The sequence below is a fragment of the Brachybacterium sp. genome, from assembly GCF_052095815.1.
In the GTDB taxonomy this organism is placed as follows: Bacteria; Actinomycetota; Actinomycetes; order Actinomycetales; family Dermabacteraceae; genus Brachybacterium.
In genome coordinates this window covers 73504-95014 of record NZ_JBQDLF010000003.1, presented here as the reverse complement: position 1 = coordinate 95014, position 21511 = coordinate 73504, and the positions used below count along the sequence as shown (strand labels likewise).

Here is a 21511-nt window from a genome sequence, read left to right as displayed (position 1 = left end):
TGAGCACAGAGCACTGAGCACTGTGCACTGAACATGGCTCCCGGATCACGCGCTCCAGGCCTCGGGATCCACATCCTCGGGCGGGATGTTCAGCAGCGAGCCGATCTGCTCGGACAGCACCTGACGCACCAGCATCTCCAGCTCAGCCTCGTCGGCGCAGCGGGTCTGCAGCGGTCGTCGGTAGACGATGACCCGGGCAGGGTTGCTGCGTGAGGGCGGGATCACCCTTCCGAGCATCACCGTCGCCTCCTCCCAGGGGGCAGGATCGGCCGGTGGCACCTCCTCGACCAGCACCTGCATATGCGCCAAGCGGCGCGGGAACCGCTCGGCGAGCATCGCCCCGGCGTCGGCGACGAGATCGTCGAAACGATCCCGGCGGGTGCGGTAGCCGGGCAGGTGGGGCGGGATCAGGTCCCAACGCCTCCCGCGGCCGCGGCGATCGCGGCGGCGCGGACCCTGACGAGGGGCCGGAGGTCCGGGGAGAAGCGGCTCGACATCCATGGATCGCACTCTAGTTCCCGTCCTGCCCGAGGATGGGCGGCCCGCGCCGCGGTATCAGGGCGCGCCCTCCACCGGCAGTCGAGCCACCTGCGTACACTGCTGGACGTGCCTGCTCGTGAATGCTCCCGGACCGCCTGCTCCAGGCCAGCCGTCAGTTCGCTGACCTTCGTATACGAGGACTCGACGGCGGTGCTCGGCCCCCTGTCCAGGACCAGCGAGCCCCACGCCTACGACCTCTGCCGCGAGCATGCGACCCGGATGACCGCGCCGCGCGGCTGGGAGCTGCTGAGAGTGCCTGGCGCCGAGGTGGTCAGCGACGACCTGGTCGCGCTGGCCGACGCCGTGCGTCCCCAGCAGGCGAGCTCCGAGCCGGCCCCGACCTCGTCGCGCGGGACCGCCCGCAGCTCCCGTGACACGCCGTCCCGTGGTGCGGCTCCCGCCCGCCACCTGCATGTGGTCAGGAGCACGAATGACTGAGCCGATGACTGAGCCGAACAGCCGTCGAACCCCGTCCTCAGCCGCCGTCCATGACCTCGCCGGCATCGTCAAGACCAATGATGTGCGCGGCGTGGCGGGCGAGGAGTTCACGGTCGAGATCGCACGCGCCTTCGGTGCCGCCTTCGCAGACTTCCTGGACGACCCCGAGCTGATCGTCGCCCACGACATGCGCCTGAGCTCTCCGGAGCTCTCCCGCGCCGTGATCGAGGGCGCAGTGCGCCGAGGCGCGATCGTCGCCGATGGGGGCCTGTCCTCGACCGATCAGCTCTACTGCGCCTCAGGACTGCATCGTGCGGCCGGCGTGATGATCACGGCCTCCCACAACCCGGCGGCAGACAACGGAATGAAGCTGTGCCTCCCCGGCGCCCGTCCGGTGGGACGGGACACCGGTCTCGACGAGATCCGCCGCGGCGCCGAGGCCTACCTCGAGGCGGGCGAGATCCCGACGCACGGAGAAGGCCGCTCCGAGGGCATCGACACCCTCGCCGACTACGCCGCCACCCTCCACGAGCTGGTGCCCCTGACCGGGACCCGTCGGCTGCGGGTGGTGGTCGATGCGGCCTCCGCAATGGCCGGACACACCGCACCCGCGGTGCTCGGAGTGCTTCCCCAGATCGAACTGATCGAGCTCCATTTCGAGCTCGACGGCAGCTTCCCCCACCACCCCGCCGATCCGCTGCGTCCGGAGAATCTGGTTGACCTGCAGAACGCGGTGCTCCGTGAGGGTGCGGACCTCGGCCTCGCCTTCGACGGCGATGCCGATCGCTGCGTGGTGCTGGACGAGAACGGGGTGCCGGTGCCGCCCTCGGCGATCACCGCCCTGATCGCCCAGCGCGAGATCGCCCGTGCCCGTGCCGCCGGCGAGGAGCGCCCGGCAGTGATCGCGAACCTGGTCTCCTCACGCCACGTGGCAGAGGCCGTCCGTGAGGCCGGGGGAGAGCCCGTCCGCACGCCCGTCGGCCATGCGCTGATCAAGGCGATCATGGCCGAGCGCAATGCGGTGTTCGGCGGTGAGCACTCCGCTCACTACTACTTCCGGGACTTCTTCTTCGCTGATTCCGGGATGCTCGCCGCACTTCATGTGCTGGCCGCCCTCTCGGAATCCGACGCGCCCTTCTCCGCAGTGGTCGCGGCGCACGACCCCTACGCCGCGAGCGGAGAGATCAATCGCCGGGTCGACGATGCCGCAGCGGCTCGTGATCGGGTGCGCGACCATATGGCCGCGCTGCCCGGCGCGCGCATCGATGATCTCGACGGGCTCACGGTCGAGCACTGGGACCAGGAGCTGGCAGCCGAGGACCGCTGGTGGTTCTCCCTGCGCTCCTCCCATACAGAGGCACTGCTGCGGCTGAACGTCGAGGCGGAGCGGGAGATCACCATGATCCGTCTGCGGGACGAGATCCTCGCGCTCGTGCACGAGGACGACCTCGTCGAGGGCGCGACCCCCGGCACGGTGTCAGGCACGGTTCCAGGCCTGGCCGTCGGTTCTGCAGAGTCGAGCTCCGACGGTGCGGGCGCCGTGGGGACGTCGGAGGCATCAGATCGAGAGGGAGCGGGCTCCATGGTCCTTGCAGCGGGAGCGAGCGGCGCGGATGTGCCCAGCTGGGTGCGCGCGATCCTGCGCTGCCCGGACTGCGGCGGTGAGCTGCGTGATGTGGAGCGGGCGATGCAGTGCAGCAGCTGCACACGGGTCCACCCGGTCGAGGGCGGGATCCCGGTGCTCATCGCCGGGCGCCAGCAGGAGCCGACGGCACAGGAGCCTGCGCGCAGCTGAGCTGAGCAGCGACGGCGCCACTGCCCCGCAGCGGCGACGCGAGCGGCACGGTCCGCGGCCCGGTTCCGGATCGGTGTCGTTCAGGCGCTGAACGGCACGGCGCGGACCTCGGCGGACAGCTCGCGCTGCCACTCCTGGTTGCGTCGCAGGCGCTGCTCGTCACGGCGGGACCGTTCGGCGAGCACCGCGGTGAGGAATGACTCCGGGTCGGTGCCCGGCGGTGGCGCCGGGGCGACGTGCGGCAGAGTCCGCCGCAGCAGATCCCGGGAGAGCTGACGGCGGGACTCCGGGTTGATGGTGGACGCCCTGGGCAGGAACGAGCGGACATCCTGCATCAGCGTGACCGGCAGGCGCCCGACGTCCGCCCCCTGCACCCAGTCCTGCAGCGAGGCGGGCACCTCGACGCGCTGGGGAGTGCGGTCACGCATCCGCTCCTGGATCACCATGGTGCCGGCCAGCAGATCGCCCACCCGCCGTGACCGGCGGTCGATGACCGAGCAGGTCAGTGCGATCGCCCCGGAGGTCGACCAGATCTCGAGCATCGCCATCACCGCGCGGATCAGCGATTGGCGCACGTGGACGGGCCCGCCGTCATCACGCACCACCCTGGTCCCCATGGCCAGGCGGCCCACCGAACGGCCCCGCAGCAGCAGCTCGCACAGCACCGGGTAGCCGACGTACGCGAGCACCGACATCACCAGCACCGCGGCGACGACCATGCCGTCATCGAGCTCGGCACGGGCTGCGAGCCAGGCCATCGCGATGGTGCCTCCGACCAGGATCGCGAGCTGGAGCACCCCGTCGATCACGGCGGAGAGCATGCGGGTCGCGAAGGATGCCGTGCGCAGGTCCAGCAGCACAGCGTCTCCGGTGATCAGGGCATCGCGATCGACGGGGGAGACCGTCGCTGTGGTTCCCATGGTTGCCATGGCCCCATCCTGACACCGCAGCGGCGTGGAGGTCAGCGCCGACCGTCGGCTTACGACGCCCTGGCCTCCGACTTTCGTCGGCGGTCCCGAGCCCCGCGGGACCCTACCCTGAGAGCGTGGACACCGACGCCTTCATCGCCGTGCACCGACAGCAGTGGGACCGGCTCCAGGAGCTCTCCCGGAGCCGGCACCTCGACGCGGCCGGAATCGACGAGCTGCTCTCCCTCTATCAGGAGACCTCCACCCACCTGTCGACCGTCCGCTCCACCAACCCCGACCCGGCATTGATCTCCCGTCTCTCCCTGCTGGTGCACCGCGCGAGACTGCGGATCACCGGCGCCCGCATCCCGCTGTGGAAGCACGCCCGCACCTTCTTCTGGGAGGACCTGCCCGCGGCGCTCTACGAGGCGCGGTGGACGGTGGCCCTGGCGGCCGGGCTCTTCCTGGTCTCGGCCCTGGTGACGGGCTTCTACTTCGGATTCGACGCCACGGCGAGAGGGCTGGTGGTGCCCGAGGCGGCGCAGCGCTCCCTCGCACAGCATGAATTCGTCAGCTACTACTTCCAGGGCGAGGCCTCGGGATTCGCCGCCCAGGTGTGGACGAACAATGCCTGGATCACGGTCCAGGCGGTGGTCTTCGGCGTCACCGGATTCTGGCCGGTGATCATGCTGGTGCAGAACGGGCTGAACGTCGGCCTGTCCGCAGGGGTGATGGGTGCCTACGGGGGGCTGGACACCTTCTTCATCTATATCCTTCCGCACGGACTGCTCGAGATCACCTCGGTGCTGGTCGGCGCCGGTGCCGGACTGCGCACCTTCTGGGCCTGGGTACGGCCGGGCCCGGTGCCGCGGCTCTGGGCGCTCTCACGATCCGCGCGCGCCTTGGTGACCGTCGCGATCGGGCTGGTGCCCGTGCTGCTGGTCTCAGGATTCATCGAAGCCTTCGTGACCCCGAGCACCCTGCCGCCCGCGGTGCGGATCGGCATCGGCGCGGCGGCCTGGCTGGCCTTCATGGTGTTCATGCTGGGCCGTGGCCGCCAGGTGCATCGCGCCGGCATCACCGGGGATCTCTCCGCGGAGCTGGTCGGCGACCACCTCGCGACCGCCGGCTGAACGGAGACATCCGGCTGCGGGGATCCGCTACGCTCAGTGCCGTGCAACGCAGCCACTCCGACCGTGACTTCTCCGAGTACAACGCGGCCCAGGCCGAGCGAGCGGTGCGCCCGCTCGCTCAGCGGGCCGTCGCCCTCGCCCATAGCGACGCGGCGGAGGAGCTCCCCGGCGGGAATGAGCCCACCTCGGGGAACGATCCCACCGCCGGGAGAGATCGACCGGTCGCTGTCGAGCTCGGATGCGGTCGCGGCATCGAAGCACGATTCCTCGCCGAGAACGGATTCACGGTCCACGCCTATGACGTGGACCCGAGCGTGAGCGGCGCCCTCGAGGAGCTCGCCGCCGAGCTGCCGGTGCACGCCGAGATCCTCGACCTCTCGCAGCTCCGTGAACTGCCCGGGGCCGATCTGATCCTGGCCTGCGCCTCCCTGCCCTTCCTGCCGCGCGGGTCCTTCGACACGCTGTGGGACGTCATGAGGGCCGGGCTGCGAGCGCGGGGGATCCTGGCCGTGGACCTCTTCGGAGAACGTGACGACTGGGCAGGGACGGACGGCACCTTCCTGACCCGGCCGGAGGTCGAGGCCCTGCTGGACGGGCTCGAGGTGCTCGAGCTGGTCGAGGAGGAACGCGATGGACGCTCGTTCAGCGGCCCGAAGCACTGGCACACCTACCGCGTCCTCGCCCGTCGGCCCTGAGCCGCGGCGCCCCCTCCGGTGATGCCCGGAGGGGGACGGCGCACGGCTCAGAGCTTTCCAGCGGCCTTCAGGGCGAGATAGGCATCCGCGAGAGCCTGGGGGGCCCGATCCGGCGGGGCATCGACCACATGCGCGCCGACCCGCTCGAGGGCGTGAGAGACGCCCGATCGCTCGGCGCGGGCCTGCTCTGCCGCCGCCGCGAGATACACGGACTCCAGATCGCCGCGGCCCGCGGCGAGCTCCTCGAGCGCCGGATCGGAGACCGAGGCGACCACGAGTGGATGGTCCCTGGCCAGACGGGCCGCCACCGGCAGCAGCCCGGTGTGGACCACAGAGGGCTCGACCGGGGTCAGCAGCACCACCAGGGAGCCCCGACGGGCGCGCTCTGCGATGGTGCTCGCGGCGAGCTCCCAGTCGGTCTCCACGAGCGCCGGATCCACCGCAGCGGTCGCGGTGACCATGTCGTGGAGGACCTTGGTGCGGGTCGAGCCGAGCACCGACAGGTGGGGGATGCGGTCCACGCAGATCAGATCCACCCGGTCACCGGCCTGCCCCGCGAGCGCGGTCAGCAGCAGCGCGGCGTCGAAGGCCGCATCCAGCCGGGTCGACTCACCGAGCCGGCCGGCCGAGGTGCGCGAGGTGTCCACCACGATCAGCACATGACGATCCCGTTCGGGTCGCCAGGTGAGCACCACCACGCTGCGCCGACGGGCGGTGGCGCGCCAGTCGATCGAGCGCACATCGTCCCCGTCCACGAAGTCGCGCAGGGAGTCGAACTCGGTCCCCTGCCCACGCTGATGGATCGCCGCCAGCCCCTCGAGCTCGCGCAGCCGCTGGACCCGCGACGGCAGATGCCGGCGTGACCCGAAGGGATGCAGGGCCAGCAACCGCCCCGGGGTGTCGACCGCGGTGGTGCGCCGGGCCAGCCCCAGCGGGCCGCGTGAAGCGACCAGCAGCGTGCGCGAGCTGTGCTCTCCGCGGCGGGTGGGGGTGAAGCTCTGCGCGACGGCCCGTCGTTCCTGTGCGGGGACGTCGAGCGCGCAGCGCTGGGCGTCGAGCCCGGCGGTGGGGTTCCAGGCATCGCGCACCTCGAGCCGAGCGGTGCGTGAGGTGGGATTCGTCAGCAGCAGTCGGCCGCGGACGGTGTTGCCGAGCCGCACCTGCGTCGGCGCCTCGCGGCGTACCCGGATCCGGCGCGGGTCCGGGGCCGTGAACGCATCGGCGAGGATCACCAGCGCCCACAGCGCCACCAGGATCAGCACCACCCACCACTGGGGCCAGAGCACGATCACGGGCAGCGCGAGCAGCGCGACCAGGGCCGCGCGCGGGGTCAGCGAGATCCTCATCAGCCCTTCCTCAGCGGGGTACCGGCACGGAGGCGAGGGTCGCGGCGAGCACGGCCTCGACCTGGGTGCCCTCGAGCTCGGCCTCGGTCGTCAGGCGCACCCGGTGGGAGAGCGTGGACAGGGCCATGGTCTTGACGTCATCCGGCGTGATGAAATCGCGCCCGGAGAGATAGGCCCAGGCCCGGGAGGTGCGCAGGAGCGAGATCGCGCCGCGCGGTGAGACCCCGAGGGTGAGGCTGGGGGAGCGACGGGTGGCCCGGCACACGTCCACGATGTACTGCACCACGGGATCCTCGGCCACCACCGCGGCGACATCGCGCTGGGCGCGATGCAGGGAGGGGATGTCCACCACTGCCCGCAGACCCATCGCCGCGAGGTCCGTGGTGTCGAAGCCATCGGCGTGGCGACGCAGCACGTCCACCTCGACCTCCCGCTCCGGCAACGGCATGACGGCCTTGAGCAGGAAGCGGTCCAGCTGGGCCTCGGGCAGGGTGTAGGTGCCGTCGAACTCGATCGGGTTCTGGGTGGCGATCACCACGAAGGGGTCAGGCAGCGGCCGGCTCGCCCCGTCGACGGTCACCTGCCGCTCCTCCATCGCCTCCAGCAGCGCGGACTGCGTCTTGGGCGGGGTGCGGTTGATCTCGTCGGCCAGCAGCAGATTGGTGAAGACGGGGCCCTCGCGGAAGACGAGATCGCTGGTGGCGGTGTCGTAGATGAGCGATCCGGTGATGTCGCCGGGCATCATGTCAGGGGTGAACTGCACGCGCCGCATCCGCACATCGAGCGCTGCGGCCAGCGAGCGGACCAGCAGCGTCTTGGCGACGCCCGGCACGCCCTCGAGCAGCACGTGCCCGCGGCACAGCAGCGCCACGACCAGGCTGGTCACGGCCGCGTCCTGCCCCACCACCCCCTTGTGGATCTCGGTGGAGAGGCGCTGGAGCTGGGCGCGGGTGTCCTGGTCGACATCAGGACCGGCGCCGGGCACCTCGGTGGTGGTGGGTGCGGCGGGCGGGACGGCGCCCGGGGTGGGGTCAGTCATCGGTCGATCTCCTTCTCGAGATGGTCGAGGTCGTGTGCGAGGCGCACGAGGTCCTGGTCGCTGGTGACGGGGGCGGGTCCGAGCAGCGTGCGCAGCTGCTCGGGGGAGCGGTCCACATGCGGTGCGAGCGCCGCCAGCAGACCGTCGAGGGCGGATTCACGGCGCAGCCCGAGACGATTCGCGAGCCGGGTCGCCGTCGCCGATCGCAGCGCTGTCGCGGCGGCCTGCCGGCTGCCGGACTGCTGGAGCAGCCGGGCCCTGCCCAGGACCAGCTCCTGGGGGCGGACGGTGACTGGCAGCGGCTCGACCACGACCGGTCCGAAGCGTCGGCTGAGAGCCACCAGCGCGACGGTCGCGATCAGCAGCAGCCACAGCAGGAGCGGGCCCGCCCAGTCCGGCAGATAGCCGAGCAGGGTCTGCGAGGTCGAGCCCATCGGATCGGTCGCAGAGGGGACGTACCAGCTCAGCTCGCCTTCGGCCCCGAGGAGGTTCAGCACCAGGGCGGAGTTGTCCGCCCGGCCCAGGGTGTCGTTGGTGAGCAGATCCGCGCTGCCCAGCACGACCACCCCCTCATGCTCGGCCACGAGCGAGCCCTGCTCGGTGCTGAAGCAGGAGCTGCCCTCGCTGTCGCCCGCGACCCGGTACAGGGACGCGGCACCTCGGATCGCCTCCTCGGCCGCGGGGACCAGGACCGCTTCGGCCTGATGCTGGAGATCGCCGCAGCCGGGGCCGGCTTCGATCAGGGTCTCGGTCCGCACCGCGCCCGAAGGCATGATCTCCGGAGAGACGAAGGAGAGGGTCACCAGATCGGGGGCGACCAGCACCAGGCGTCCGTCCCCGTCCTCATGGGCCTCGGCGAGGGTCATCAGCTGGTCGGCGCTGAGGCTCCGCGGGGCGGTGACCAGCACGGTGCGGCCGTTGCGCAGCGCCTCTGCGGCGTCGGCCGTGTGGCGGTCCACGTCCACGTCGACGCCGAGATTCCCGAGCACCTGGACCACTGCCTTCGAGCCCTGACCGGTGGGAGCATCAGGCTCGAGCGGCCCGTCCCGGTAATACCCGCGGGCGATCGAGGCCAGGATCGCGGCGAGCATCGCGAGCACGATGAGGACGGTCAGCCAGGGGCGCCGGCGGGAGGGCCGTGCCTGTCGGCCCTCCGCACGGTCTGAGCCTCCTGTCCGGTCTGTTGCTCTCGACGGTTGCGATGCTCCCGAGGGCGCCGACGGGTCGGCGGGTGCCGACGGGCCAGCAGGTGCCGACGGGGCGGGGGCGGGACCGAGGCTCATGTGCTCGTTCCCGTCACCGGTGCACGGACCGGCTCCTCGTCGCCGACGGCGGACAGATCCGGCACGGACTCGGCGATGTACTCGGCCAGGCGCAGCAGATCATCCGCCTGCTTGACGGCGACGGTGCGGTGGGAATAGGCGGCGGTGTCGAAGGCATCTGCGCCGCGCTGCAGGCGCCCCCGCAGCTCAGGGAACGGGGCGGCGGCGTGGGCGGCAGCTTCGTGCGCGGTCATCCCGGCGGACACATCCAGCAGGGTGCGCTCCTCGAGATCGCGCACCAGCCCGCGCAGCGCGAGCACGGTGCCGTCGTCGATGCGACCCGCACCGATCGCCGCCCTGGCCGCGTCGCGCAGCTCGGCGCCGCTGAGCACCGGTTCCGCATCGAGCTCGGCCGCGACGGAGAGGGCATGGCTGCGGCGGATCAGCCCGGTGCGGCGCAGCACGAGGACCACCAGCACGACCAGCGCCACCACGATCAGCACGGCGATCCCCGCCTGTGTGGCCGAGGAGCCGTCGATGCCGTCGAGAACCTTCATCAGCCAGTTCTCGAGGGCGCTGAGCACCCAGGCCACGAACCCGGGGGAGTCGTCGTACTCCGGCTTCGAGAGCTCTTCCAGGACGCGGGTGCGTGCCTCGTCGGGATCCAGGGGCGGGGGAGCGGCGGGGTTCACCGGATCCCTGTCCCGTCCCAGTGCGCACGGGCGCGGCGCGTCAGCTCGACGTCCCAGGCCTCATGACGCATCCGGTTGTCCGCATAGACGGCCACGTAGCCGGCGGAGAGGAACGGGGCCAGCAGGAACGTCGCCGCATAGCTGCCCACCATCGAGAGGATCGTCAGCACGGTCATGCCCAGCAGCATCGCCTCGAACGAGCTGATCAGCAGGATGGCGACGTAGGCGAGCATGGCGATGGTGCTGAACACGCCCACGATGACCTGCACCGCGATCATGTAGAGCAGGTACAGCAGGAGCGTGGTGCCCAGCACTCGCCAGAGCCGACGGCCGCGGGTCATCGCGAAGCTGCGCCGGAGCGAGCCGAGCACCCCGGCCTCCTCCAGTACGAGCGCGGGGATGGCGAGCACCGTGCGGGCCCAGACCCAGAGCGAGGCCAGCACCGCGGCGACGAGGCCGATCACCAGCAGCGTGATGGTCACTGCCGTCGCCTCCTGGAGCAGGATCAGCGGGAGCATCCCCAGGCCCAGCAGCACCACGAAGGCGACCGTGCTGAGCAGGCCGATCAGCAGGACCACCGCGACGGCGGGCAGCCCGCGGCGGCGCATCGTGGCCCACATATCGGCGGTCGAGACGTGATCGCCGACGGCCTCTCCGAGCGCGACGCGGGTCAGCGCCACGGTCACCAGCGCCGAGGAGAGGAGCGAGACGATCATGGTCACCACGCTCGAGACGACCATCAGCACCACGTCGCGCAGCGATCCCAGCCCGGTGGTGGTGGTCTCGGGATCCTCGAACACGGCCTGCATGTCACCGATCATGGGGACCATGCTCGCGCCGGTCGCGAAGGTCATGATCACGAAGGCGACGCCGTAGACGGCTGCGGCGACGCCGAGCACCGAGCGAGCGCGCAGCCGATAGATCCGTACCGCCGCTCCGAGCACCTCGCCCAGTCCCAGCGGCCGCAGCGGGAACAGCGGCATCGCCTGGACCAGCTCGCGACGGGGCCCGCCCGGGGGCGGCGCGGAGTGCTGGCCCGGTGCGCCGTCGGTGGGCTGCGGCCCGAACGGCCCGCCGTCAGCGGACGACGGCGGGGAGGGCTCGCCGGACCCCTGTGCTCCCGGGGCGGTCCACTGCGTGCTCATCGGTCCTCCTGCTGCTGCTGGCGGGTGCTGTGCGGCCGGTTGCCATGTCCGGACGGGGTGGGAGCGGATCTCCAGGACCGACACTACGGAGTGCGGGCACCGCAGCTGATCCGACGAACGTCGAAGACCTCGCGTCTTCCGGACACCCCTGGCCCCCGCCTCCCAGCTCCTGACCCTCGGCGGTGGCACAATGATCCCCATGACGACGCCTTCACGGATCCTCGTGGTCGATGACGATCAAGCGATCGCCGAAATGGTCGGCATCGTCTTGCGCGGCAAGGGCTACGAGGTTGCGACCTCACCAGATGGAGCCTCCGCGCTGGAGACCTTCCCACGCCTGCGACCTGACCTGGTCCTGCTCGACCTCATGCTGCCCGGAATGGACGGGATCGAGGTGTGCCGCCGGCTGCGCCGGGAATCCGGGGTGCCGATCATCATGCTCACCGCCCGCACCGACACCGCAGATGTGGTCGAGGGCCTCGAGGCGGGGGCCGATGACTATCTCACCAAGCCCTTCGAACCCGAGGAGCTGGTCGCCCGGATCAAGGCCCGGGTGCGGCGGGTCGAGGCCCCCACCACCGAGCAGCTTGCGATCGGTGATCTCACCATCGACGTGGACGGTCATGAGGTGCGCCGCGGTGACGAGCTGATCTCGCTGACTCCGCTCGAGTTCGACCTGCTCACCCAGCTCGCCCGCAAGCCGTGGCAGGTGTTCACCCGTGACGTGCTGCTGCGCGACGTCTGGGGATACCGCCACAGCGCGGACACCCGTCTGGTCAACGTCCATGTGCAGCGGCTGCGCTCGAAGATCGAGCACGATCCGGAGAACCCCGCGATCGTGGTGACCGTGCGCGGGGTCGGATATCGCGCCGGGGGCGGATCCTGAGAGCACCGGCATGGTCGTGAGCACTCTCGAGGGCAGCGGCCCGTCTCCGGTGAGACGGTCGATGATCGACGTCGATCCGCGCAGCTGGCCGCTCGCCCTCCGGGTCGTGCTGGTGACCACCCTGCTGTCCGTCGTGGCGTTGCTCGTGGTCGGCGCCTATCTCTCCTCGGTGATCGCCGACGGGCTCTACGAGCAGCGCCGGGACCGGGTGCTCGAAGAGACGCTCGAGGTCAGGGGTGATCTCACCGAGAGCCTCACGCAGGTCTCAGGAGCCACCAGCACCCAGCAGCAGGACGCTGTGAGCGCCTTCGTCCAGACTTCGGGCGGGCAGGGAGGTGGTGACCGCCGCGAGGTCGCGCTGGTGCCGGTGGAGACGACAGGCACGGTCTTCCCCGTCGCCTCTTCCGATCGGACCCTCTTCGACGAGGTCGACGACGAATTCGCCGCAGCGGTCGCGGAGCAGCCGGAGACGATCTCCTGGCGCTCGATCGGACGCGAGGACAGCTGGGGGGACACAGCCCCGGCACTGCTGGTGGGGACCCGGGTGATCGTCCCCGGCTCCGGCTCCTACGATCTCTATCTCGTCTACTCCATGCAGGAGGAACAGGACACGCTCGCCTTCGTGCAGCGGGTGATCCTGGGTGGCGGCGGGGTGCTGATGGCTCTCATCGTCGGCATCGCGATCGTCGTGGCGCGGATGGTGACCACTCCTCTGAAACGCGCCGCATACGCGGCGGAGCGGATGGCCGCAGGGGATCTGACCAGCCGCGTCGAGGTCTCCGGTGGTGACGAGCTGGCCCGGGTGGGGGAGTCCTTCAACGATATGGCCCGCAGCCTCGAGCAGAAGGTCGACGATCTCACCGAGCTCTCGTACGTCCAGCAGCGGTTCGTCTCCGACGTCTCCCATGAGCTTCGTACGCCGCTGACCACGATCCGCATGGCCTCCTCGGTGCTCGATGCTCGACGCTCCGATCTGCCCGGTGAGCTGCAGCGGACCACTGAGCTGCTCTCCGCGCAGGTCCAGCGCTTCGAGGTGCTGCTCACGGACCTGCTGGAGATCTCCCGCTTCGATGCGGGCGCCGCTGAGCTCGAGGCGCACCGCGAGAACGTCGACGCGCTCGTCGAGCGGGCGCTCGAGGACCTCCGCCCGCTGGCAGGGGCCCGCGGCTGCCTGCTGGACGTGCGGCTGGCGGGCGGGGACGTGCATGCGGTGGTCGACGCACGTCGCATCGACCGGGTGCTGCGCAATCTGTTGACCAATGCGATCGAGCATGGCGCGGGGCATCCGGTGCTGATCCAGACCGCCGCGGACGATGACGCGGTGGCGGTGGTGGTCCAGGACCAGGGCCATGGCATCTCCCCTGAGGATGCGGCGCACGTGTTCGACCGTTTCTGGCGTGCCGATCCCTCCCGGGCGCGGACCCTCGGGGGGACCGGCCTGGGGCTGTCGATCTCCGCCGAGGACGCGAGACTGCATGACGGCTGGCTCCAGGCCTGGGGACAGGAGGGCAGGGGCGCAGTATTCCGGCTCACTCTCCCGCGGCGCCCGGGAACCCCGTTGACACGTTCCCCGCTGCGGCTCGAGCGATCGCTGGATCGGTGGGGGGCCGACGCCGCGGTCTCCCCGACCCCGACCGGGGAGCTCCGGATCGGACCCGGCCTGCTCCCGGATCTGGAGGATCCAGGGAGCGATTCATTCCCGGAGCCCGACGAGAGCGGAGGTGTGCGATGAGACCGGCACGTCGTCATGTGCTGCGCGCTGCGGGTGCCGCGGCGGTGCTGGGAATGGGCGCGGCCTGTGCCCGTATTCCCACGGACTCCCCGATCGACAGCCGCGCATTGACCGGACGGTCCCAGCCGGGGGCCCCTTATGTGAGGGCGCTGCCGCCCCCGCCCGACGCCGACGCCTCGGAGGTCGCTGCCGGATTCGTGCAGGCCGGGGTCGGTTCCGAGGACGACTTCGCGGTGGCTCGCGCATATCTCACCGACCCGGCCAGCGAACTGTGGAACCCGGCCGCCGGGATCACCGTGTACTCCGGCAGCCAGGAGCTGCAGGTTGAGACGCTCGATGACGGCAGGCTCGCACTGGTCCTCCAGGTGGTCGCCCTGGTGGACGGCAGCGGGGTGCGCACGGTGCTGGCCGGAGCGGTGCCCCGGGAAGTCCAGGTGGCGATCGAGCAGGTCGATGACCAATGGCGGCTCAGCGAGGTGCCCGACGGGATCTTCCTCTCGGAGGCGGCGTTCGAGACGCTCTATGGCCCTGCCCGGCTCTACTTCCTGGATGTGCGGGAGCGTCACCTGGTCCCCGATCATCGCTGGTTCCCGCTGCGCCGGGGCGCCGCCAGCGTGCTCGAAGCGCTCGTCGCCGGTCCCGCCATCTTCCTCCAAGGGGCTGTCAGCAGCGAGATCCCCCGCACCTCCGGGATCTCCGATGCCGTCATCACCACCGGCGCCGACGGCGGCACGCAGGTTGCGGTGCCCACCGCGATCGCCAGCCTTCCCACCGGCCCGAGGATGCTGGCGCTGTCCCAGCTGGAGGCCTCTCTGCGCTCGTTGCGCACCCTGTCCGGAGTCCGGATGGTGCAGGACGGCGAGGAGCTGGTGCTCGACGAGGAGGTGCGGACCGAGCGCGCGCTGCCCGGACATCGCCCGATCGCCGCCGGAGCGACCGGGATCATCTCGCTGGCCGAACCGGGCGGGGGAGCACCCGCCGCACAGCTGGTGCCTGCACTCGAAGATGCTGAGCTCTCCTCCCCGGTGATCGCGCAGGACGGAGTGCTCGCAGCAGCCCGCAACCCGGAGGGGAGCATCGTGCTGCTCGCCTCGACGGACGGTTCCGTCCCGGTGCGGGAGGCCGCGACCGGTGGCGCATTCGTCGCACCGTGCCTCGATGACGCGGGATTCGTCTGGACCGCCACCCGGTCGAGCGCGGGCGCTCTGCTGGCGCTGTCCGGCCAGGGGGCGGAGCTCGATGCGAAGGTCGATGCCCCCTGGCTGACCTCCCGCGAGATTCGTGCCCTGGACATCGCAGCCGACGCCACCAGGATGCTGGTGCTGTCCGCGGATTCCGGGGGCAGCCGGCTGGATCTGTGCGCGGTGGTGCGGGATGGGGAGGGGAGCCCGACCTCGCTCACCGAGCCCGTTGCCGTGCGCACCTATCTCCAGGACATCACCGAGGCCGGCTGGTATGACGAGATCGCGGTGCTGGTGCTGGGGACCGACCCCGCGTCGGGGGAGCGGCGGGCGCAGATCGTCGACTTCGCCAGCGGCAGGGAGGCATTGCCCCCGCTCGCTCCCGGCACCGATCGGATCGCCGGCTCGGTGGTGGCGGAGACGGTGTGGGCCGGCACCACGGAGGGCGTTCTGCTGCGCAGCAGCGGAGAAGGGTGGGCCACGGTCGACATCGAGGGCCGGGATCCGTCGTTCTACTGAGCAGCCCGCCTCGCGGGCCATCGTTCCTCCACAGAGCAGTTTCATCCACCAACGGGGCCCAGGGATGGATCGCCCGGCCGAGCTGGCGTGAAATGGAGGCATGACGGATACCGGCCACCCGACCCTGTGGGGGATGCTGCGCGGGGTGGCAGCCCAGACCTGCGCACTGGTCGCGCCCCGGCACTGCCCCTGCGGGCAGGAGGGCACATGGCTCTGCCAGCCATGCACGAAGCTGCTGGAGACGGCGCCATGCCGAGTGGAGTCGTGCTGTGACGCGCTGCAGGAGCTGAGCGCTGCACGGGTGCGAGACGTGGAGCTCGGCGATCTCGTGCTGCCCGCCGGAGTCGACCACGCACCGTTGCTGCCTGTGCTCGCGCTCGGAGAGTACGGCGGGGACCTGCAGCGGTTGATCCTGGCATGGAAGAACGGAGGCATGCTCCACCTCGGCGCACGAATCGCCCCTGCGCTGGCCCCTGCGGTCGCCCGGCTCGTCGAGGGAGCTGACCCCGCCCCGCCCTTCCTGGTCCCGGTGCCCTCGCAGCGCAGCGCACGGCTTCGTCGAGGTGAGGACCACACCGCGGAGCTGGTGCGTGCCATGGAACGCAGCGGTGCCGGGCACGCTCTGCTGCTGCGCGCGCGGCCCACCACCGCCCAGGAGGGACAGGGCGCACGACAGCGCCGCACCCGTCAGATACTCCTTCGAGGGCGCGCCGCCCGCGAAGCGGGACGGCAGGGTGCTCCGGTGGTGATCGTCGACGACGTGGTCACCACCGGCTCCACCCTGCGCGGGATGCATCAGGCGCTCACCTCCGCCGGCATGCGGGTGCTGGGGGCGGCGGTGGTCGCTTCCGCCCGAGTCCCTGCGCAGAGCGCGGCCAGCGAGCGAACAGGATGAACTTTCGGCACGAACATTCAGGAAACCCTGCGCAAAACATGGCATGCTGGTGATACCCGCCACACGACGGCGGGACCCCCTTCACCAGGAGGTGCGACACCCAGCCGAAGAGCCACCGCGGCCGGGCTCAGAGCGGCCGCACCCGGATAGGAGGAGAACCCACTCATGGAGATCAATGTCGTCGGACGCCATATGGACGTCCCGGACCGATTCCGTCGCCATCTCGCCGACAAGCTCGACAAGGTCACCCAGCTCGCCCCCGCGGCTCTCCGCGTGGACGTCGAGATCTCACAGGAGAAGAACCCCAGGCAGACTGAGCTCAGCGATCGTGTGGAGCTGACCGTCCATGAAAATGGCGCGGTGATCCGCTCGGAGGCCCGGGCGGACGATCTCTACGGAGCGCTCGACGTCGCCTACGGCAAGCTCCTCGAACGCCTCCGTCGGTCCCGCGACCGCCGTAAGGACCACCGTCGTGGCCGAGACCGCTCCCATCAGGGCGCCGGAGCGAGCCTCCGCACCATGCCTGCTGACCAGGAGATGCCCCCACCTCTGCTGGACGACGCAGCCGCGAGCGAGGACGAGACGGAGTCGGTCACGGCCACGGACGAGCACGACCTCGCCGAGGCCGGTTCACCGGTGGTCATCCGCGAGAAGAAGCACTCCGCAACACCCATGAGCATTGATGACGCGCTCTATCGGATGGAGCTCGTGGGCCATGACTTCTTCCTCTTCGTCGACGCCGAGACCGGCCACCCGAAAGTGGTCTACCGCCGCAAGGGCTGGAACTACGGTGTCATCGAGCTCGACGCAGAGCTGACAGCCTGACCTCTCTTCACGACGGCCGGGCGGGAGGAGCTGCACAGCTTCCTCCCGCCCCTTGTCGTGCCGACCATGCAGGAGCACCCCGCTGATGAGCTCGACCCTCACGTGGACCCGTGCACGCCGGATCGCCCTGCGGGCACAAGGCATGGGGCGAGCCCGCCGCAACGATATGCCGGCCATGGCGACCAGCCGACGTGCGCTCGCACGCACCCTCGAGCGGACCCACCTGCTCCAGATCGATTCGGTGAGCGTGTTCGCGCGCGCCCATCACCTCCCCGTCTTCACCCGCAGCGGGCCCTGGGACCCCTCCGTGCTCGAGGACTCCGTCCGTCCCGGGCCGCGACGCACTCTGCGGGAGAGCCTGGCGCATGAGGCCACCTACACCTCTCCCGAGATTCACCGCCTGCTGGCCTTCCGTCGCCGGGCCACCTCCGAGAAGGACTGGGGAGTGCTGCGGGACATCGCTGTGACCTCACCCCATCTGTTCCCGCAGATCCGGGAGGTGCTGGAGGAGATCGGGCCCGCCAGCGCGGCCACCGTCTCGAAGCACCTGGGCGACACCGAGCGCGGAGAGGGCTGGGGGTGGCGCCGCACCGCCACCCAATGGGCGGTGGAGTATCTGTTCCGCACCGGAGACCTCGACTGCGTGGGCCGCTCGTCGCAGTTCGAGCGGCTGTACTCCCTCGCAGGGGAGGACTCCCCACCGCCTCAGGAGGAGCTAGGGGAGGACACAGCATCGATCGAAGAGCTCACCTCGAGAGCGGCCTGCTCGCTGGGCATCGCCGAGGTCGGCTCGCTGGCGGACTACTTCCGCCTTCGCACGCGGGAAGTCATTCCCGCCGTCGAGCGTCTGATCGTCCAGGGCGAGCTGCAGGAGGTCGAGGTCTCCCACCCCGCCGGCAGCCGGAGGATGCTGCTGCACCGGGATGCCCCGGCCCCCGCCCCGTTGCGCGTCGCCGCACTGGTCAGCCCGTTCGACCCGATCGTGTTCCATCGCCCACGACTCGCGCATCTCTTCGATGTGGAGTACCGCATCGGGATCTACACCCCTGCCGCACGGCGCACCACCGGCTACTACTCGCTGCTCTTCCTGCTCGATGACGTCATCCCGGCGCGCGTGGATCTGCGGGCGGATCGCGCCCGGGACGTGCTCGAGGTGCGGGGCACCTACCGTGAACCGCTGCCCAACCTGCCCACCGGGCAGCGGCCGGAGGACCACCTGATCGTCGCGGCGCTCGCCGAGGAGCTCCGGCGCGCCGCCCGCTGGCAGGGCCTTGAGACGATCGAGGTCCTCACCGGGCCCGGGACCGGGGAGCTCTCGCCCGAGCTCGCGGCGGCCGTCCACGGGTGAACCGGCTTCGGGTGATGATGCGCGCAGGTGGTCACCTTCCTGGGCGGTGACGCATACGATGGGGCAGGCATCAGCCGCCCCACGGGGTGTACACGAGATCTACGGGAGCACGAGTGGTCAACCTCTTCGACAAGATCCTGCGCGCCGGCGAAGGCCGGGAAGTGCGCAGGCTCGAAGCCATCGCCCAGCGAGTGGGAGAGGCGGGGGACGTCTTCAGCGAGCTCAGCGATGACGAGCTCCGTGCCGAGACCGACCACTTCAAGGAACGGCTCGAGGACGGCGAGACCCTAGACGATGTGATGGTCGAGGCGTTCGCCGCGGTGCGCGAAGCGGCTCACCGCACGCTCGGCCAGCGTCCGTACGACGTGCAGATCATGGGTGGCGCGGCCCTGCACCGGGGCCGCATCGCCGAGATGAAGACCGGTGAGGGCAAGACTCTCGTGGCGACGCTCCCCGCGTACCTCAACGCGCTCTCCGGCAAGGGCGTGCACGTGATCACCGTGAACGACTACCTCGCCGGCTACCAGAGCGACCTGATGGGCCGCGTGTTCCGCGCGCTGGGACTGACCACCGGGGTGATCAAATCCGGGATGACCCCTGCCGAGCGTCGCGAGCAGTACAACGCCGACATCACCTACGGCACGAACAACGAGTTCGGCTTCGACTACCTGCGCGACAACATGTCCCTCAAGCCCGAGGACAGGGTCCAGCGAGGGCACAGCTTCGCGATCGTCGATGAGGTCGACTCGATCCTGATCGATGAGGCGCGCACCCCGCTGATCATCTCCGGGCCCGGCTCCGGGGACGCGAACAAGTGGTTCAGCGAATTCGCGAAGGTCGTCAAGCTGCTGCGCCAGGATCGTGACTACGAGGTCGACGAGAAGAAGCGCACCGTCGGCGTGCTCGAGGCCGGGATCGACAAGGTCGAGGACCATCTCGGGATCGACAACCTCTACGAATCGCTGAACACCCCGCTGATCGGCTTCCTCAACAACGCCATCAAGGCCAAGGAGCTGTTCAAGAAGGACAAGGACTATGTGGTCCTCAACGGCGAGGTGATGATCGTCGATGAGCACACCGGTCGCATCCTCGCCGGTCGCCGCTACAACGAGGGCATGCATCAGGCGATCGAGGCGAAAGAGGGCGTGAAGATCAAGGCGGAGAATCAGACTCTCGCCACGATCACCCTCCAGAACTACTTCAAGCTCTACGAGAAGCTTGCGGGCATGACCGGCACGGCCGAGACCGAGGCCGCCGAGTTCATGAACACCTACAACCTGGGTGTGGTGCCGATCCCCACGCACCGTCCGATGCAGCGTGCGGACGAAGCCGATCGCATCTACCGCACCGAGAAGGCGAAGTTCGAAGCGGTCGTCGAGGACATCGTCGAGCGCCACGACAAGGGCCAGCCAGTGCTCGTGGGCACCACCAGCGTCGAGAAGTCTGAGTACCTCTCCAAGCTGCTCACCGCCCAGGGCGTCGAGCATGAGGTGCTCAACGCGAAGAACCACGCGGGAGAAGCCGCGATCGTCGCCATGGCCGGCGCCAAGGGCTCCGTCACCGTGGCCACCAACATGGCAGGTCGCGGCACCGACATCATGCTCGGTGGCAACGTCGAGTTCATGGCCCACGCCGAGCTCGAGAAGCGCGGCATGGATCCGGAGGAGGACCGGGACGCGTACGAGAAGGCCTGGGACGAGGAGCTCGAGCGGGCCAAGGCGGCCGTCGCCGAGCAGCACGACGAGGTCGTCGAGATCGGTGGCCTGTACGTGCTGGGCACCGAACGGCACGAGTCCCGCCGCATCGACAATCAGCTGCGCGGCCGCTCCGGCCGACAGGGAGACCCGGGGGAGTCCCGCTTCTACCTCTCCCTCCAGGACGACCTGATGCGGCTGTTCAACTCCGGAGCGGCAGAGTCCCTGCTGGCCCGCGGCGGTGTCGACGAATCGATCCCGCTGACCGGACGCATGGTCTCCGGCGCGATCCAGCGCGCGCAGAACTCGATCGAGTCGCGCAACGCCGAGATCCGCAAGAACGTCCTGAAGTACGACGATGTGCTGACCAAGCAGCGCAAGAAGTTCTACGAGGAGCGTTCGCGGATCCTCGAGGGTGAAGACCTCGACGAGCACGTCGAACGCTTCATCGAAGAGGTCATCGGAGGCACCGTCGACGCCCACACCCGCGGCAAGCCTGCGGAGGATGTCGATCTGGAGGAGCTGTGGGGCGCCCTGCGACCCGCATATCCGGTCTCCCTCACGGCCGAGGAGCTCATCGAGGAGGTGGGCGGGAAGGAGAACCTCGAGGCGAAGGTGCTGAAGGAGGAGATCCTGGCCGATGCCCGTGTCGCCTACGAGAAGCGCGAGGACGAGCTGGGCGCCGAGGGACTGCGGCAGCTGCAGCGCCGCGTGCTGCTGTCCGTGATGGATCGACGCTGGCGTGAGCACCTCTACGAGATGGACTACCTCAAGGAGGGCATCGGCCTGCGGGCGATGGCCCAGCGTGATCCGCTCATCGAGTACGAGCGCGAAGGCCACCTCATGTTCAACGACATGATGGCTGGCGTGAAGGAGGACGTGGTCGGCTACGTCTACAACCTCGAGGTCCAGGTCGAGAAGGTCGAGCCCGTGGTGCCCAAGGCTGTCAGCGACCTGCTGCGCAGTGCCTCGAAGGTCGCTGCTGCAGCTGCCGCGACCGGCGCGGCGGCGAGTGCCGGTGCCGGCAGCGAGCGCGCCCCGGCCGTGAAGTCTGTGAAGTCCGAGGAGGCTGCTGCAGAGCCGGCGGAGTCGTCGAGCTCGGAGGGGGCCGACGACGCCGAGACTGACAGCGACGACAGCGGGAGCGACGCACCCGCTGAGGAGAAGCTGGCGCAGGAAGGTCGCGTCGTGCTGCGTGCCAAGGGCCTGGATGATGGCCCGGGAGAGCGCCAGCTGCGATACACCTCTGCCGAGGGCAGTGGCGTCCAAGACTCCTCGACTCTTTCTCGGGCGCAGCGCCGCAGGCAGGCGCGCCAGGCCCAGAACGGCGAGGCGAGCCCCGTCGCGAGCGACAAGGTGCAGGACAAGCCCGAGGGCGCGCCGCAGGGAGAGGGCCAGAACCGGGCTCAGCGGAGGATGAGGCGTCGCCGCCGCTGAC

Annotated in this window: 18 protein-coding genes; 11 read left to right on the top strand and 7 right to left on the bottom strand. The window is 70.1% G+C overall.

Translation table 11 applies throughout. The features are described 5' to 3' along the window. Positions 1-45: 45 nt before the first annotated feature. Complete coding sequence (locus ACTH43_RS02220; RefSeq protein ID WP_441443292.1) at positions 46-501, bottom strand: metallopeptidase family protein; 456 nt, start codon at positions 499-501, stop codon at positions 46-48. Between the two features lie 105 nt (positions 502-606). Here ACTH43_RS02220 and ACTH43_RS02215 point away from each other — a divergent pair, with 105 nt between their 5' ends. After that, complete coding sequence (locus tag ACTH43_RS02215; RefSeq protein WP_441443291.1) at positions 607-978, top strand: DUF3499 domain-containing protein; 372 nt, start codon at positions 607-609, stop codon at positions 976-978. Positions 979-982: 4 nt separating this feature from the next. Next, complete coding sequence (locus tag ACTH43_RS02210; RefSeq protein WP_441443290.1) at positions 983-2773, top strand: phosphomannomutase/phosphoglucomutase; 1791 nt, start codon at positions 983-985, stop codon at positions 2771-2773. A gap of 80 nt (positions 2774-2853) precedes the next feature. Here the strand turns inward: ACTH43_RS02210 and ACTH43_RS02205 are convergent, their stop codons facing one another. Next, positions 2854-3702 carry an RDD family protein gene (locus tag ACTH43_RS02205; RefSeq protein ID WP_441443289.1) on the bottom strand — a complete coding sequence of 283 codons (849 nt, stop codon included), beginning with the start codon at positions 3700-3702 and terminating at the stop codon, positions 2854-2856. A 116-nt stretch (positions 3703-3818) separates the two neighbouring features. On the opposite strand from ACTH43_RS02205, the gene ACTH43_RS02200 reads away from it, so the two are divergent. Both ACTH43_RS02200 and ACTH43_RS02195 read left to right on the top strand, forming a co-directional pair. Beyond that, on the top strand, positions 3819-4814 hold the full coding sequence (locus ACTH43_RS02200; RefSeq protein WP_441443288.1) for a stage II sporulation protein M: 996 nt from the start codon (positions 3819-3821) through the stop codon (positions 4812-4814). A 41-nt stretch (positions 4815-4855) separates the two neighbouring features. Continuing rightward, positions 4856-5509: a class I SAM-dependent methyltransferase gene (locus ACTH43_RS02195; RefSeq protein WP_441443287.1), complete on the top strand. Its 654-nt coding sequence runs from the start codon at positions 4856-4858 to the stop codon at positions 5507-5509. Positions 5510-5556: 47 nt separating this feature from the next. Here ACTH43_RS02195 and ACTH43_RS02190 read toward each other — a convergent pair whose 3' ends face one another. The 5 genes from ACTH43_RS02190 to ACTH43_RS02170 form a co-directional block, all read right to left on the bottom strand. Beyond that, positions 5557-6855 carry a DUF58 domain-containing protein gene (locus ACTH43_RS02190; protein ID WP_441443286.1) on the bottom strand — a complete coding sequence of 433 codons (1299 nt, stop codon included), beginning with the start codon at positions 6853-6855 and terminating at the stop codon, positions 5557-5559. Positions 6856-6865: 10 nt separating this feature from the next. Then, on the bottom strand, positions 6866-7894 hold the full coding sequence (locus ACTH43_RS02185) for an AAA family ATPase (RefSeq protein ID WP_441443285.1): 1029 nt from the start codon (positions 7892-7894) through the stop codon (positions 6866-6868). After that, a complete protein-coding gene (locus ACTH43_RS02180) occupies positions 7891-8985 on the bottom strand; it encodes a DUF4350 domain-containing protein (protein ID WP_441443344.1) in 1095 nt (364 codons plus the stop codon). Before ACTH43_RS02180 ends, ACTH43_RS02185 begins: the two co-directional genes overlap by 4 nt. Positions 8986-9173: 188 nt before the next feature. Next, positions 9174-9848: a DUF4129 domain-containing protein gene (locus tag ACTH43_RS02175; protein WP_441443284.1), complete on the bottom strand. Its 675-nt coding sequence runs from the start codon at positions 9846-9848 to the stop codon at positions 9174-9176. After that, positions 9845-10993, bottom strand: coding sequence for a glycerophosphoryl diester phosphodiesterase membrane domain-containing protein (locus tag ACTH43_RS02170; RefSeq protein WP_441443283.1), 1149 nt, complete (start codon positions 10991-10993; stop codon positions 9845-9847). Before ACTH43_RS02170 ends, ACTH43_RS02175 begins: the two co-directional genes overlap by 4 nt. Positions 10994-11183: 190 nt before the next feature. On the opposite strand from ACTH43_RS02170, the gene mtrA reads away from it, so the two are divergent. From mtrA to secA, 7 genes are all read left to right on the top strand, one after another. Further along, positions 11184-11879, top strand: a complete 696-nt coding sequence (gene mtrA / locus ACTH43_RS02165) for an MtrAB system response regulator MtrA (protein WP_441443282.1) — start codon at positions 11184-11186, stop codon at positions 11877-11879. 61 nt (positions 11880-11940) lie between these two features. After that, positions 11941-13611: an MtrAB system histidine kinase MtrB gene (mtrB, locus tag ACTH43_RS02160; RefSeq protein WP_441443281.1), complete on the top strand. Its 1671-nt coding sequence runs from the start codon at positions 11941-11943 to the stop codon at positions 13609-13611. Continuing rightward, a complete protein-coding gene (locus tag ACTH43_RS02155) occupies positions 13608-15311 on the top strand; it encodes an LpqB family beta-propeller domain-containing protein (protein WP_441443280.1) in 1704 nt (567 codons plus the stop codon). Before mtrB ends, ACTH43_RS02155 begins: the two co-directional genes overlap by 4 nt. Positions 15312-15411: 100 nt before the next feature. Further along, positions 15412-16206 carry a ComF family protein gene (locus ACTH43_RS02150; protein WP_441443279.1) on the top strand — a complete coding sequence of 265 codons (795 nt, stop codon included), beginning with the start codon at positions 15412-15414 and terminating at the stop codon, positions 16204-16206. A 165-nt stretch (positions 16207-16371) separates the two neighbouring features. Continuing rightward, a complete protein-coding gene (gene hpf / locus ACTH43_RS02145) occupies positions 16372-17031 on the top strand; it encodes a ribosome hibernation-promoting factor, HPF/YfiA family (RefSeq protein ID WP_441443278.1) in 660 nt (219 codons plus the stop codon). Positions 17032-17116: 85 nt separating this feature from the next. Next, entirely contained in the window at positions 17117-18379 is a 1263-nt protein-coding gene (locus tag ACTH43_RS02140) for a winged helix-turn-helix domain-containing protein (RefSeq protein ID WP_441443277.1), read from the top strand. A gap of 113 nt (positions 18380-18492) precedes the next feature. Beyond that, on the top strand, positions 18493-21510 hold the full coding sequence (gene secA / locus ACTH43_RS02135; RefSeq protein ID WP_441443276.1) for a preprotein translocase subunit SecA: 3018 nt from the start codon (positions 18493-18495) through the stop codon (positions 21508-21510). Position 21511: the final 1 nt, after the last annotated feature.